This is a genomic window from Borborobacter xinjiangensis (assembly GCF_047739745.1).
Lineage (GTDB): Bacteria > Pseudomonadota > Alphaproteobacteria > Rhizobiales > Rhizobiaceae > Pseudaminobacter.
This window is the reverse complement of record NZ_JBLLVA010000002.1, coordinates 385,032-396,870: the sequence shown is the minus strand read 5'-3', so window position 1 is coordinate 396,870 and position 11,839 is coordinate 385,032. Positions and strand designations below refer to the sequence as shown.

Here is an 11,839-nt window from a genome sequence, read left to right as displayed (position 1 = left end):
CGATTTCCGCCGGGAATCTGCATAGATTCAAAGCGTTGCGGAACAAGAGCGGGGGCGCACGCTGCATGCATGACGATGAGGATGAGCGTGGCTTTTTCGCCGAACAGCGGCCGCCTGCAATGCGCTCTGTCAAACCGGTCGAGGAAAAGCCGCATTATCTGGGACATCGCCAACGTTTGCGCGAACGTTTTCGCCAGGCGGGAGCCGAAGCGCTTTCCGACTATGAAATACTGGAATTACTCCTGTTTCGTTCCATCCCCCGCGCCGACACCAAGGAGCGAGCCAAGGCTCTGCTGAAGCGCTTCGGCTCTTTGGCCGAGGTGCTTGGCGCTCCCGAGCACCTGCTTCGCGAGGTCGAGCATATTGGCGAGGGCGCCGCGGTCGATCTGAAAATCGTGGCTGCGGCGGCGCTGCGCATGGCACGCAGCGAAATCAAGGGCCGCGAGATCCTTTCGTCATGGAACCAGGTGCTCGATTATTGCCGCGCCGCCATGGCTTTCGAGGAGCGCGAGCAGTTTCGCATCCTGTTTCTCGACAAGAAGAATGCGCTGATCGCCGATGAAGTGCAGCAGACCGGCACGGTCGACCACACGCCGGTCTATCCGCGCGAAGTGGTGAAACGGGCCTTGGAGCTTTCGGCCACGGCAATCGTCCTTGTCCACAATCATCCGTCGGGCGATCCGACGCCGTCGCGCGCCGACATCGACATGACCAAGATGATTGTCGAGACTGCCAAGCCGCTGGGCATCGCCGTGCATGACCACATCATCATCGGCAAAAAGGGCCATGCCAGCATGAAAGGCCTGCTTTTGATCTGAACAAAGTCGCTTCGCAGCCACTGAACTGAACGCAAATAAAAAAGGCCGCATTGCTGCGGCCTTTTTTATTACGTCACGCCGAAAGATTATTCGGCATCGTCTTCCTTGGCGGCCTTCTTCTTGGGCGCGGCCTTCTTCTTCGGCTCTGCCTTTTCAGCCTTGTCGGCGTCGTCGGATTTCTTGGCAGCAGCTTTCTTGGTCTTCTTCTCCGGCTTGGCGGCATCCTCCTCGTCATCCGCCATCAGCTCTTCCTTGCTCACCTTCTGATCGGTGACGGAAATCTGAGTAAGCAGATGATCGACGACCTTCTCCTCGAACAGCGGTGCCCGAAGCGTGGTCAGCGCATTTGCATTGTTGCGATAGAAGTCGAAGACTTCCTGCTGCTGGTTGGCCGGGTAGCGACGCACGAACTCGAACAGTGCGCGCTGCAACTCTTCGTCCGACACCTGCACGCCAGCCTTTTCGCCGATTTCGGCCAGCACCAGCCCGAGACGCACGCGGCGCTCGGCAAGGCGCATATATTCCTCACGCGCCTCTTCTTCCGTCGTCTCTTCGTCGGCGAAGGTGCGACCAGCCGTTTCCAGTTCACGCGTCACCTGATTCCAGATGTTGGAGAACTCCGCCTCGACAAGCTTGGACGGCGCCTCGAACTTGTAGGTGGCGTCGAGCTGGTCGAGCAACTGGCGCTTTACCTTCTGCCGCGTCATCGAGCCGAACTGGCTCTCGATCTGGCCGCGCACGATCTCACGCAGACGCTCGAGCGACTCGAGGCCGAGATTCTTGGCGGTCTCGTCGTTGATCTCCAGCGGTCCGGGTTTGCTCACCTCCTTGACCGTCACATCGAAAGTGGCTTCCTTGCCGGCCAGTTCCGACGCGCCGTAGTCTTCCGGGAAGGTCACGGTCACGAGCTTTTCATCACCTGCCTTGGTGCCGACCAGTTGGTCTTCGAAGCCCGGGATGAACTCCTTGGAGCCGAGCACCAGCGGCTGGTCAGAACCGGTGCCGCCATTGAACGGCGTGCCGTCGATCTTGCCGACATAGTCAATCGTGACGCGGTCGCCTTCTTCGGCCTTGCCCGTCTTGGGCTCGTAGGAGCGGGCGGACTCGGCAACGCGCTTGACCTGCTCGTCGATTTCCTCGTCCGGTACGTCGAACACCTGACGCGTCACCGCGATCTTGCTGAAATCTTCTATGGTGATTTCCGGGATGACTTCATAGGCGAGCTGGAATTCGAAATCGGCGGCGCCCGCGAGGATTTTCTCGGCTTCCTTCTCGTCCTCGGTCATGATGACTTCCGGCTGCATGGCCGCCTTTTCACCACGGTCGGCAATGATCTTGCGCGCCGAATTCGACAGGATGTCGTTCACCACCTCGGCCATCAGCGACTTGCCATAGACCTTACGCAGATGCTGCAGGGGCACCTTGCCGGGGCGGAAGCCGTTGATGCGGACCTTGTCCTTAGCCTCCGAAAGCCGCTCCACGAGCTTGGCTTCGAGGTCACCGGCCGGCACGGTCACCTTGATTTCGCGCTTAAGACCGGAATTGAGAGTTTCGGTAACCTGCATCGTCGAACCTTTGTTTTCACCAATGACGCTGAACAAACGGCGTCCCGCCATTTGGCCTGTCGGAATATCGTGCCGGGGTAGTTCCTGGGTGCGGGACAAGCAAGTGCGTCGAAATGGTACCGTCTACCAGTTGCCGCTAGCTTTGAATGCGCTCCAAGAACGAGGTAAGCTTTTGTTTTTCCTGCTTCTTACCACATCCGTCGGACGCGGACAGTTACAACCCGTCACATTTGACACGCCTTTTGTCACACACCAGTCGAATTTTCAACTCTCTTCGCACGTTTGGGCCCGTAGCCATCTTGTGATTGCGACATTGACATAACGAGGATCACGTGAGATTTCCGGCCCATTGCGGATGTGGCGGAACTGGTAGACGCCCTGGATTTAGGTTCCAGTGCCGAGAGGCGTGGAGGTTCGACTCCTCTCATCCGCACCAGCCGGCTCCGAGCGCTAATAAGGCGGCTCCTCGAAAAGCTTAGTCTCGCCATCCATCAGCGCCTTGATCTGCGCCGTGCCGTCCGCGTCGATGGAAGCGACGATGCCGAAGCTGCGCACGCGCATGTCCCGCTCAATAGCCTTCCCCTCGTCTTCCGGCAGATAGAAGCGCTCAATGCCGTATGTGACCCGCAATACATCGTCACCCCAACGGGACAGAACATTGCCGCGAATGTCGATCTCTCCCTCGCGCCGGGCAGTTGTCGAAGGCTGGCCGAGAGACGCGGATACTGGTCGCCAGAAGCCGTCGGCATCTTTATTTATGCGCACATAGATAGGCCCGGCCGCGACGGTCTGCGGGTCTTCCGGCATGTTCTCGACGATCTTTTCCGGGATCGTGGAGATATCGTAGCCGAGTTGGACATAGTCGCCGCGCAGCAGGTCGCGCGGATCGACCGGCTCGACCTTGAGCAGGACATCCTGCCCGTTGCGCAATGTCATGGCGCGTCCAGCGATCATCCAGGACAGGAACGCGATCTGCAGCAATGCCACGACGATCGCCGACGCAATAAGCCTTTGGCGGACAATCATGCGGTTGCTCCTCCATGCCCCGAGATTCCGGTCCTGATACGCCTCTCCACACGGATGATGAAAATGGCGATGATGCCGAGAAGCACACCGGACGCCAGGAACAGGCCGGCCGTGCCGAGCATCGTTCCCATTGTGACCGCATAAACGAAGCAAAGCTCCAGCCCGAACCCGACATAGGCGATAGAGCGCAGGACACGGCTTTCACGCCCCGCCAGGTACAAGGCTGCGGCAATGCCTCCAAACGTCGCCAGCGCCGCAAACGCCAGAGACATGCCTTCGTCCACAAGTTCGGCCTGAATCATCGCCAGACCGGCAAGGAAGCCAACAAGGCAATGTGCCGGGAAACCGCTGCCGAGACGGATGACCCTCTCGACTTCGCCCGGAATCCTGACGTGAAGCGCAAACAGCGCAGCCGAGCCTATGGCAAGCACAGTGGCCAATCCGAGAACTTCATATTGCACCGCCAGCAGTGCGACATAAAGAATGAGCGAAAGCAGGATGAGGTGGCGCGCGGCACGACTCTGCGTCCAATAAGAAACCAGCCAGAGGAGCAGCGCGATCACCAGATAAAGGTGGGAAGGCAAACCGGCCCCCCAATTTTCCACCCCGCGCAATATCAACCACGCCATCGCAATGGCCACAGCGCCGACCGTCAGCGGGCCGGACCGGAGCAGGAAAGCGGCCAGTACGGTGCCGACACACCAGGTCAGCAAGGCGGCGTCCAAGTCGCCGGAGAAATGATACATCTGGCCTATGAGCGCGATCGACGCGCCGAAGGAGCTGGCGGCGACCAGCCACAACGCCTCTGCCAGAGCGTCATCACCACGCTGCTTCAACACGGCACCGCCGACATAGCCGCCGAACAGGACTGCTAACAACCCGCAAACTCGCACGAGACGCGGGATCGATCCCCAATTGGCGGCAATCAGCAGGAGGATGGAAGCACCAAGCAGCAACGCCGCCATGATCGCCAATACGAAACCGAAACTGAAAGATCGGCGCTCGTTCGCCTCAGCGTCCTGCAAAAGCGCGGCTGCCGTCGACGCGTCGACAATGCCCGTCTCAGCCCAGCGCGCGATATCCTGTTTCAAGCGCGATGCGTAGCTAGCCAATAGGTTTTCCTCCGAGAGGGTGCGACAAAAAGAACATCATTCAAGTCTTTGACATTATGGCATTTTTGCGAAGAGACCCTACTTATGCCACAGCCATTAACGTCAGTTGATGGTGCAATGCACAAAACGCATTGCTGCTATGCACCAACAGCTATTTCAAACCACGAAGAACAGTCCTATCTACGCATCGTACACAGAGACAGCGAAAACGAACCGAAGACGAAACGAGCACTGCCATGAACCTCATCCGCAACTATCGCAACTGGCGCCGCTACCGGGAAACCGTGTCCGAGCTGAGCCGCCTTTCGAACCGCGAGCTTACCGACCTCGGCATCAGCCGCAGCGACATTCACTTCGTCGCGCGCAAGTCGATCTAACGAGGCCTTGAGCCCGAACGCCGAAACACAGTCTATAGAAAGCAAGAAAAATGAACATTCTCCGCAACTACCGCAACTGGCGCCGTTACCGCGAAACCGTGAATGAGCTCGGCCGCCTGTCGAACCGCGAACTTTCCGATCTCGGCATTAGCCGCAGCGAGATCCACACGGTCGCGCGCCGCGCGATCTGAACTACGGAATTTCGTTGACGCCTACCTCCTCCCGGGCGCCGACGAATACGGTCAGCTTCTCCTCCTCCCGATTGCTGACCGGACCTAAACGGCACCCGCCGGACCTCCTCCCCCGGCGGGTGTTGTTTCCCTCTCAAGGGCTTTCGCACCCTTTAAACGGCGAAAAGAATTTCGCTGGCGCCTACCTCCTCCCAGGCTCCAGTGAATACGGCCGGCGTCTCCTCCTCCCGATTGCTGGCCGACCCACACGACACCCGCCGGACCTCCTCCCCCGGCGGGTGTTGTCGTTTCCAGGATATGTGTGTTTGACGGCTTGCTGGCAGGCGGGCGAGGCGCGGCTCAGCGGACCCCCATTACGCCGCGTTTCAGCCATTCCGACAGCGGCATGATGTCGGGCGGGCCGCCCGTCGGTTCGTACCAGCTGTCGACCGCCCACTTCGTTCCGGATTTTTCCCGTAATACCGCTGTCGAATGCGGATAGCGTCCGTCAATCAGGAAGCCGCGGGTGACGTTCCGATTCACTGTGTGATGCTTCAGCAGGCCGCGTCTTTCGAGATGGAGCAGAAACGCGCGAGTGTTGGTCGATTCGTCGATGCAATCCATCTGGCCACGCTTGCCCAATTGTTTGGCAGTGGACTTGCCCTGGTCACGCACGCCAATCACGCGTACCGCACGGTTCTCATAATATTGAACCGCCTTGGATACGGCGACCCGTTCGGCACGCGGAGAGGAAGCGCCCGCCGAAAGCATCGCGGCAAGGCGCTTTTCGTCGCCGCTCGCAAGATCCAGTTCAGATCTGAAGTGGCAGCCGAAACCGTGACAGATCCTGATGGAGGCCCTCCCCGTGGTGGCTTCGCCGGCACTGAGGCTGGACACCGGAACCCAGCCCGCAGCCAGGCCGACAACTGCTAACATCGCTGCGCGGGCGCTTAAAGGATGCGTCATATCCAATGATTAGCCACAGCCGTTGCCGGCGACAATGCCGTCATCGCGCCAACTTGCGAATCCCTGGCAAGCGCGGCAAAAATGAAACGAGGGCGCTTTCTTGCAATTCGTCTCCCTGACGACTATTTCGGCTGGCATGACAGAACCCGTTCACATCATCGGCGGTGGCCTGGCCGGCTCGGAAGCGGCATGGCAAGCGGCAAATGCCGGCGTGCCGGTTGTCCTGCATGAGATGCGACCCGTTCGCGGCACCGATGCGCACAAGACCGACGGGCTTGCCGAACTGGTCTGCTCCAATTCATTTCGTTCCGATGATGCCAAAGCCAATGCGGTTGGGCTTCTCCACGCCGAAATGCGCCTTGCAGGCTCGCTTATCATGAGCGCAGCGGACGCCAACCAGGTGCCGGCGGGCGGCGCGCTGGCCGTCGATCGCGATGGCTTTTCTGCTGCCGTCACCGCGCGGCTCGAAGCGCATCCGCTTGTCACCATCGTCCGGGAGGAACTGACCGGCCTGCCCCCGAGGGAATGGCGCCAGGCCATCCTCGCTACCGGTCCGCTCACCGCGCCTTCTCTCGCCGACGCAATCGCGCATGAAACCGGCGCGGACGCGCTGGCATTCTTCGACGCAATCGCACCGGTCGTGCATTTCGACACGATCGACATGAATATCTGCTGGTTTCAGTCGCGATACGACAAGATCGGCCCGGGTGGCACCGGCAAGGACTATATCAACTGTCCGATGGACAAGGCCCAGTACGAAGCATTTGTGCAGGCCCTTATCGACGGTGGCAAGACTGAGTTCAAGCAATGGGAAGGCACGCCCTATTTCGACGGCTGCCTGCCTGTCGAGATCATGGCGGAGCGTGGCGTCGAGACGCTGCGGCACGGGCCGATGAAACCGATGGGCCTGACGAATGCGCACAATCCGTCAGTGAAGGCTTACGCAGTCGTTCAGTTGCGTCAGGACAATGCGCTGGGCACGCTCTACAATATGGTCGGCTTCCAGACCAAGCTGAAGCATGCCGAGCAAGTGCGCATCTTCCGGATGATTCCCGGATTGGAGAACGCCGATTTCGCACGGCTGGGTGGTCTGCATCGCAATACCTACATCAATTCGCCGACGCTGCTCGACGGAACACTTCAGCTTAGAAGCCGAAAGGGGTTGCGTTTTGCCGGCCAGATCACCGGTTGCGAGGGTTATGTCGAATCCGCAGCGATCGGTTTACTGGCGGGGCGCTTTGCCGCGGCTGAACTTCTGGGGCAGGAAGCGGTTCCACCGCCAATGACCACCGCTTTTGGTGCGCTCCTCAACCACATTACCGGTGGCCACATCGTATCGGAGGATGAGCCGGGAAAGCGTTCCTTCCAGCCGATGAACATCAATTTCGGCTTGTTTCCCTCGGTCGAGACGCCGAAATCCGAAGGAAAGCGGTTGCGCGGAAAAGACAAGATCGTTGCCAAACGCCATGCGATAACCGCCCGGGCACTGGGTGATTGCCGGGCATGGCTCGGCGCCTTGCATGAAATCCAGGCGGCGGAATAGTCAGGATCGATCGGCTCGGACCGGGCGCTGCTCCCAGCCTCTCGAAGCATGCCGAAACAGAACCCACTGCCGAATGACGGCCGGAAGCTCAGGCGTCCTCGTGAACGCACCCGCTCGTGCTAGCGCTATTCTCTTCAGATAGGGTCCGGTTAGCGCCGTCGGCAGATATGCCGGGCGCAGAGTGGCCGGCAAGTTAAAGGCGTCCTTCTCGAACGCGGCGAGATGCTCCTGCGCCAGCGCAATCATCGCACCGACGAGTTGCGCCGCCCCTGCTCCTGCCTCGCCCTTCGAATATTCTTCCGGCGAGGAGCCGACGGCGGTGAGTATTTCTCTCGGAATGTAGCATTGGCCGCGCGACCGATGGATGGGCAGCAGTCTGAGCAGGCCGGTTATGGCTTGCGCGCATCCGGCATGGCCCGCAAGGTTCGCGAATTCGGGGGCGGCCTCCGCCTCCAGAATCAACGAGGCGAGCTGGATCAGAGCCGCAGCCGTTTCGCCGCAGTAGCCTTCCAGATCGTTTCGCGATGGCATCGGATCATCGTAGAGATCGAAAATCCGCGCATCGAGGTAGTTGAGGAAGGCCTCCTGCGGCAAATGGCAGGCGGTAATCGTCTCGATCACCGCCTCTGCGACCGGATGACCGGCGGCTGCCTGCCGAGTGCCAGCGGAAATCACGTCGCGCCACCATTGCAGCCGCACCTCACCCGGCAGGGCCTCGCGGATGCGGTCGCGTACTCCGGCGATCTCGGCATTGAACGCATAAAGAGCAAAGAGCGCTGCCCGCTTTTCTTCCGGCGCGTAGAGAACCGAAAGATAGCGGTCGCGGTCGGCGGCGCGAACCGCCTCCATGACAATCGTAGCGTTGTCGTCCATGTCAGTCGACGGCGATCAGGGCCGCAGCGACCGCGCGGTCTTCGGCAAGAAGGACATTGTAGGTTCGCACCGCCGCTCCCGTCGACATCGGGTCAGACGAAATTCCGGCATCTTTCAACGCCTTGCGAAGCGACTGCGGCAAGGGACGCAGTTCCTTTCCCGTGCCGACAAGCAGAATTTCGATGTCGCCCGCTTCCGCCAGCACCCGGTCGAAATCCGGTACGTCCAGCGCCGAAGGGTCCGCCGGCTTCCAGCCATGAATGCCGGACGGCAGGCAAAGGATCGAGCCCTTGTGCGACATATCGGCAAAACGAAAGCCGCCGTTGCCATAGGCGTCGACCGGAGCGCGACCGGGAAAATGCGCGTCGTGGATGACGATCCCGGCCGCCATGTGCAGTCTACGACTTCGACGGCTGCGCCGAGGTCGGCACCGTCGCATCGGTGTTCTTGTCGAACATGTCCGGCCGAAGCTTGAACAGGATCAGCAGCGGCCCGGCCACGAATATCGACGAATAGGTACCGACGATCACGCCGAACAGCATGGCGAGCATGAACGAGCTGATGACTTCCCCGCCGAACAGATAGAGTGCAACGAGTGCAAACAGCGTCGTCAAGCCAGTCAGGAATGTCCGCGACAGCGTCTGGTTCAGCGAAAGATTGAGCAGATCGACGATCGACATCTTCTTGTATCGTCGCAAATTCTCACGCACGCGGTCGTAGATGACGACCGTGTCGTTGATTGAATAGCCGACCACCGTAAGAACCGCCGCGATGCTGGACAGGTTGAATTCGAGACCGACGATCACATAAAGCCCAACCATCATGATCACGTCGTGCAGCGTCGAAATAATCGCGCCAAGCGCGAACTGCCATTCGAAACGGAACCAGATGTAGATCAGCATGGCCAGCATTGAGGCGATGACGCCGAGCGTGCCGGACATCGCCAGTTCGGCCGACACGGTCGGGCCCACAACTTCCACGCGGCGGAATTCATAATCCGCGTCCAGCGCCCCGCGCACCTTCTCGATAACCGTCTGTTCGGCGTTGTCGCCGCCTTCGGCCTGCCCCTCGACGCGGATCATCAGTTCGCGGCCATCGCCGAACTCCTGAACCTGCACATCGCCGATATTGACCTCGCTCAATCGGGCGCGAACGTCGCCGGCGTCCGCCGGGCCGTTCTTGGCCTGCACCTCGATCATCGAGCCGCCCTTGAAGTCGATGCCGTAGTTCATGTCGACGGTGACGAAGAGCACCGCGATCAGCACCGAGGCAGCCCCCGAGAGCGCAAAGGCCAGCTTGCGCCAGCGCATGATGTTGAGCTTGGGGTCGAGCGGCAGATAGTGAACGAAACCAGCCGGCAGGTCTGTCGGGCGCGAGCGCTTCAGCCATATGGCAATCAGCCAGCGCGTCAGGGTAAAGGCGGTGAAAACCGTGGTGATGATACCGATGGCGAGCGTAACGGCAAAGCCCCTGATCGGCCCGGTACCCATATAGAACAGGATCACGGCGGCGATCAGCGTCGTCAGGTTGGCGTCGACGACGGTAGCCAATGCGCGCTGGAAGCCCGAATCGAGCGACTGCACCAGGGATCGTCCTTGCGCTCGCTCCTCGCGAACACGCTCAAAGATGATGACGTTGGAATCGACCGCCATGCCCATCGTCAGCACGATGCCGGCGATGCCTGGCAGCGTGAGCGTGGCGCCGAGCGCAGTGAGGATCGCGATGATCATCGACACGTTGGCGGCAAGCCCGATGCTCGCCAGCACGCCGAGCCGGCCATAGGCGAGCAGCATGAAGGCGAAAACCAGCGCGGCGGCAATCGCCGAGGCGAATGCACCGGCGGAAATCGAATCCGCGCCAAGGCTTGGGCCCACCGTGCGTTCTTCAATGATGGTCAGATCGGCCGGCAGCGCGCCGGCACGCAAAAGCACAGCCAGATCGTTGGCGCTCTCGGTGGTGAAATTGCCGGAAATCTGCCCGGTGCCGCCGATGATCGGCTCTCGGATCTGGGGCGCGGAAATCACCTGGTTGTCGAGAATGATGGCAAAGAGCCGCCCGACATTCTGCTGGGTAGCCTGGCCGAACCGGGCCGCCCCTTTGGCGTCGAAGCGGAATGAAACGACGGGTTCGCTGGTCTGCTGGTTGAAGGTCGCCTGGGCGTCGACCAGGTTCTCGCCGGCGACGATGACGCGGTCCTCGATCAGGTACGGCACAGGCGGGTCGTCCTGCGAATAAAGGACCGAAGTTCCGACCGGCGGCCTGCCCTCGATCGCCTCCTGCACCGGCACGCTCTGATCGACCATCTGGAAGGTCAGCTTCGCCGTCTGGCCGAGAATATCCTTCAGCCGCTGCGGGTCCTGGAGACCGGGCACCTGCACGAGAATGCGGTCGGCGCCCTGGCGCTGGATGATCGGTTCGGTCGTGCCGAGTTCGTTGACGCGCCGCCCCACCACTTCGATCGACTGGGTGACCGCGGTGCTGACGCGATAATCGATGCCCTCCTCGGTCAGCGTATAACGCAGCAATCCCGGTTCCGGCTCGGCCAAGGTCGTTTCGATCACCGAGCCTGCGCCGAACAGGCTGGAAGAGACCGGCGCCGTCAACGAGGCAAGCGCAGTCTTGGCCTTGTCGACTTCGTTTGCCTCGCGAATACGAACCTGAATGGTCTTGCCGCTGCCGGTCAGCCCGGTATAGCCGATCTTGGCGTCCCTCAGCAGCGTGCGGATATCGTCACGCGTGGTCGCCAGACGTTCGTTGATAAGGTCCTGCCGATCGATCGCCAGCAGGATGTGCGAGCCACCCTGCAGGTCGAGCCCGAGCGTCATGGCGCGGTTGGGAAGCCAATCGGGCAGCGCATCGCGCGTCGATTGCGAAAGCAGATTGGGGAACGAGAACAGTACCCCCAAAGCGACGATCGCCCAGATCGTTATGGTTTTCCAGCGCGAAAAATAAAGCATGGCGTCTCGTCGCTTCAGCGGAGCCCGCAGGCTCCGCGGAAAAAGTTCTATTTCTTTGTGTTCTGGTTGGCGACCGGCTCGCCCTTCACACGCACATCGGCGATCGTGGAACGCAACGCCGTCACCTTCAAGCCGTTGCCGAGATCGATCTCGAGTTCATTGTCGTCGATGACCTTGGTCACCTTGCCGACGAAGCCGCCGCCGGTGACCACCGTATCGCCACGACGCACTGCCGCCAGCATCTCGCCGCGCTTCTTCAGCTGCGTGCGTTGTGGCCGGATGATGAGAAAATACATTATCACGAAAATCAGTACGAACGGCAGAATGCTTATCAGCATGTCCGGACTGGTGCCCGTCGCTTGTGCGTATGCCGGTGTCACAAACATCAAAAACTCCTGAAATGGCGGAAGAGGTCTGCGTAGAGACCGTGAA

The 11,839-nt window shown here is 60.4% G+C and carries 12 protein-coding genes and 1 tRNA gene; 5 read left to right on the top strand and 8 right to left on the bottom strand.

Going from position 1 to position 11,839, the window contains the following annotated elements:
- The first annotated feature begins 65 nt into the window (after positions 1–65).
- The gene (radC, locus tag ACLKMW_RS04220; protein ID WP_415723116.1) at positions 66–818 is read left to right on the top strand and encodes a RadC family protein; all 753 of its coding nucleotides are present in this window, start codon (positions 66–68) and stop codon (positions 816–818) included.
- Between the two features lie 86 nt (positions 819–904).
- On the opposite strand, the gene tig is transcribed toward radC, so the two are convergent.
- Positions 905–2,383: a trigger factor gene (gene tig / locus ACLKMW_RS04215; protein WP_415723196.1), complete on the bottom strand. Its 1,479-nt coding sequence runs from the start codon at positions 2,381–2,383 to the stop codon at positions 905–907.
- 351 nt (positions 2,384–2,734) lie between these two features.
- Here tig and ACLKMW_RS04210 point away from each other — a divergent pair.
- Positions 2,735–2,819: transfer RNA gene (locus tag ACLKMW_RS04210), tRNA-Leu, on the top strand.
- A 14-nt stretch (positions 2,820–2,833) separates the two neighbouring features.
- Here ACLKMW_RS04210 and ACLKMW_RS04205 read toward each other — a convergent pair.
- Both ACLKMW_RS04205 and ACLKMW_RS04200 read right to left on the bottom strand, forming a co-directional pair.
- Positions 2,834–3,409, bottom strand: coding sequence for a GDYXXLXY domain-containing protein (locus ACLKMW_RS04205; protein ID WP_415723115.1), 576 nt, complete (start codon positions 3,407–3,409; stop codon positions 2,834–2,836).
- Complete coding sequence (locus ACLKMW_RS04200; protein ID WP_415723114.1) at positions 3,406–4,521, bottom strand: DUF2157 domain-containing protein; 1,116 nt, start codon at positions 4,519–4,521, stop codon at positions 3,406–3,408. Before ACLKMW_RS04200 ends, ACLKMW_RS04205 begins: the two co-directional genes overlap by 4 nt.
- Positions 4,522–4,757: 236 nt before the next feature.
- On the opposite strand from ACLKMW_RS04200, the gene ACLKMW_RS04195 reads away from it, so the two are divergent.
- Together ACLKMW_RS04195 and ACLKMW_RS04190 are read left to right on the top strand one after the other, a co-directional pair.
- Positions 4,758–4,898 carry a DUF1127 domain-containing protein gene (locus ACLKMW_RS04195; RefSeq protein ID WP_280819307.1) on the top strand — a complete coding sequence of 47 codons (141 nt, stop codon included), beginning with the start codon at positions 4,758–4,760 and terminating at the stop codon, positions 4,896–4,898.
- A gap of 50 nt (positions 4,899–4,948) precedes the next feature.
- A complete protein-coding gene (locus ACLKMW_RS04190; protein ID WP_415723113.1) occupies positions 4,949–5,089 on the top strand; it encodes a DUF1127 domain-containing protein in 141 nt (46 codons plus the stop codon).
- Positions 5,090–5,428: 339 nt separating this feature from the next.
- Here ACLKMW_RS04190 and ACLKMW_RS04185 read toward each other — a convergent pair whose 3' ends face one another.
- Positions 5,429–6,034 carry a hypothetical protein gene (locus tag ACLKMW_RS04185; protein ID WP_415723112.1) on the bottom strand — a complete coding sequence of 202 codons (606 nt, stop codon included), beginning with the start codon at positions 6,032–6,034 and terminating at the stop codon, positions 5,429–5,431.
- Positions 6,035–6,170: 136 nt separating this feature from the next.
- On the opposite strand from ACLKMW_RS04185, the gene trmFO reads away from it, so the two are divergent.
- Positions 6,171–7,577, top strand: coding sequence for a methylenetetrahydrofolate--tRNA-(uracil(54)-C(5))-methyltransferase (FADH(2)-oxidizing) TrmFO (trmFO, locus tag ACLKMW_RS04180; protein WP_415723111.1), 1,407 nt, complete (start codon positions 6,171–6,173; stop codon positions 7,575–7,577).
- On the opposite strand, the gene ACLKMW_RS04175 is transcribed toward trmFO, so the two are convergent.
- From ACLKMW_RS04175 to yajC, 4 genes are read right to left on the bottom strand one after another with little or no spacing between them, the layout of a single operon-like run.
- Positions 7,578–8,450: a phytoene/squalene synthase family protein gene (locus ACLKMW_RS04175; RefSeq protein ID WP_415723110.1), complete on the bottom strand. Its 873-nt coding sequence runs from the start codon at positions 8,448–8,450 to the stop codon at positions 7,578–7,580. It lies immediately after the preceding gene.
- Between the two features lies 1 nt (position 8,451).
- Positions 8,452–8,841 carry an Mth938-like domain-containing protein gene (locus ACLKMW_RS04170; protein ID WP_415723109.1) on the bottom strand — a complete coding sequence of 130 codons (390 nt, stop codon included), beginning with the start codon at positions 8,839–8,841 and terminating at the stop codon, positions 8,452–8,454.
- Between the two features lie 7 nt (positions 8,842–8,848).
- Positions 8,849–11,407, bottom strand: a complete 2,559-nt coding sequence (gene secDF, locus ACLKMW_RS04165; protein ID WP_415723108.1) for a protein translocase subunit SecDF — start codon at positions 11,405–11,407, stop codon at positions 8,849–8,851.
- Positions 11,408–11,454: 47 nt separating this feature from the next.
- Entirely contained in the window at positions 11,455–11,793 is a 339-nt protein-coding gene (yajC, locus tag ACLKMW_RS04160; RefSeq protein ID WP_415723107.1) for a preprotein translocase subunit YajC, read from the bottom strand.
- Positions 11,794–11,839: the final 46 nt, after the last annotated feature.

Excerpts from the sequence above, each read along its gene's own strand:
- radC (WP_415723116.1), top strand. The coding sequence starts at position 66 with ATGCATGACGATGAGGATGAGCGTGGCTTTTTCGCCGAACAGCGGCCG.
- tig (WP_415723196.1), bottom strand. The coding sequence starts at position 2,383 with ATGCAGGTTACCGAAACTCTCAATTCCGGTCTTAAGCGCGAAATCAAG.
- ACLKMW_RS04205 (WP_415723115.1), bottom strand. The coding sequence starts at position 3,409 with ATGATTGTCCGCCAAAGGCTTATTGCGTCGGCGATCGTCGTGGCATTG.
- ACLKMW_RS04195 (WP_280819307.1), top strand. The coding sequence starts at position 4,758 with ATGAACCTCATCCGCAACTATCGCAACTGGCGCCGCTACCGGGAAACC.
- ACLKMW_RS04190 (WP_415723113.1), top strand. The coding sequence starts at position 4,949 with ATGAACATTCTCCGCAACTACCGCAACTGGCGCCGTTACCGCGAAACC.
- ACLKMW_RS04185 (WP_415723112.1), bottom strand. The coding sequence starts at position 6,034 with ATGACGCATCCTTTAAGCGCCCGCGCAGCGATGTTAGCAGTTGTCGGC.
- trmFO (WP_415723111.1), top strand. The coding sequence starts at position 6,171 with ATGACAGAACCCGTTCACATCATCGGCGGTGGCCTGGCCGGCTCGGAA.
- ACLKMW_RS04175 (WP_415723110.1), bottom strand. The coding sequence starts at position 8,450 with ATGGACGACAACGCTACGATTGTCATGGAGGCGGTTCGCGCCGCCGAC.
- ACLKMW_RS04170 (WP_415723109.1), bottom strand. The coding sequence starts at position 8,841 with ATGGCGGCCGGGATCGTCATCCACGACGCGCATTTTCCCGGTCGCGCT.
- secDF (WP_415723108.1), bottom strand. The coding sequence starts at position 11,407 with ATGCTTTATTTTTCGCGCTGGAAAACCATAACGATCTGGGCGATCGTC.
- yajC (WP_415723107.1), bottom strand. The coding sequence starts at position 11,793 with ATGTTTGTGACACCGGCATACGCACAAGCGACGGGCACCAGTCCGGAC.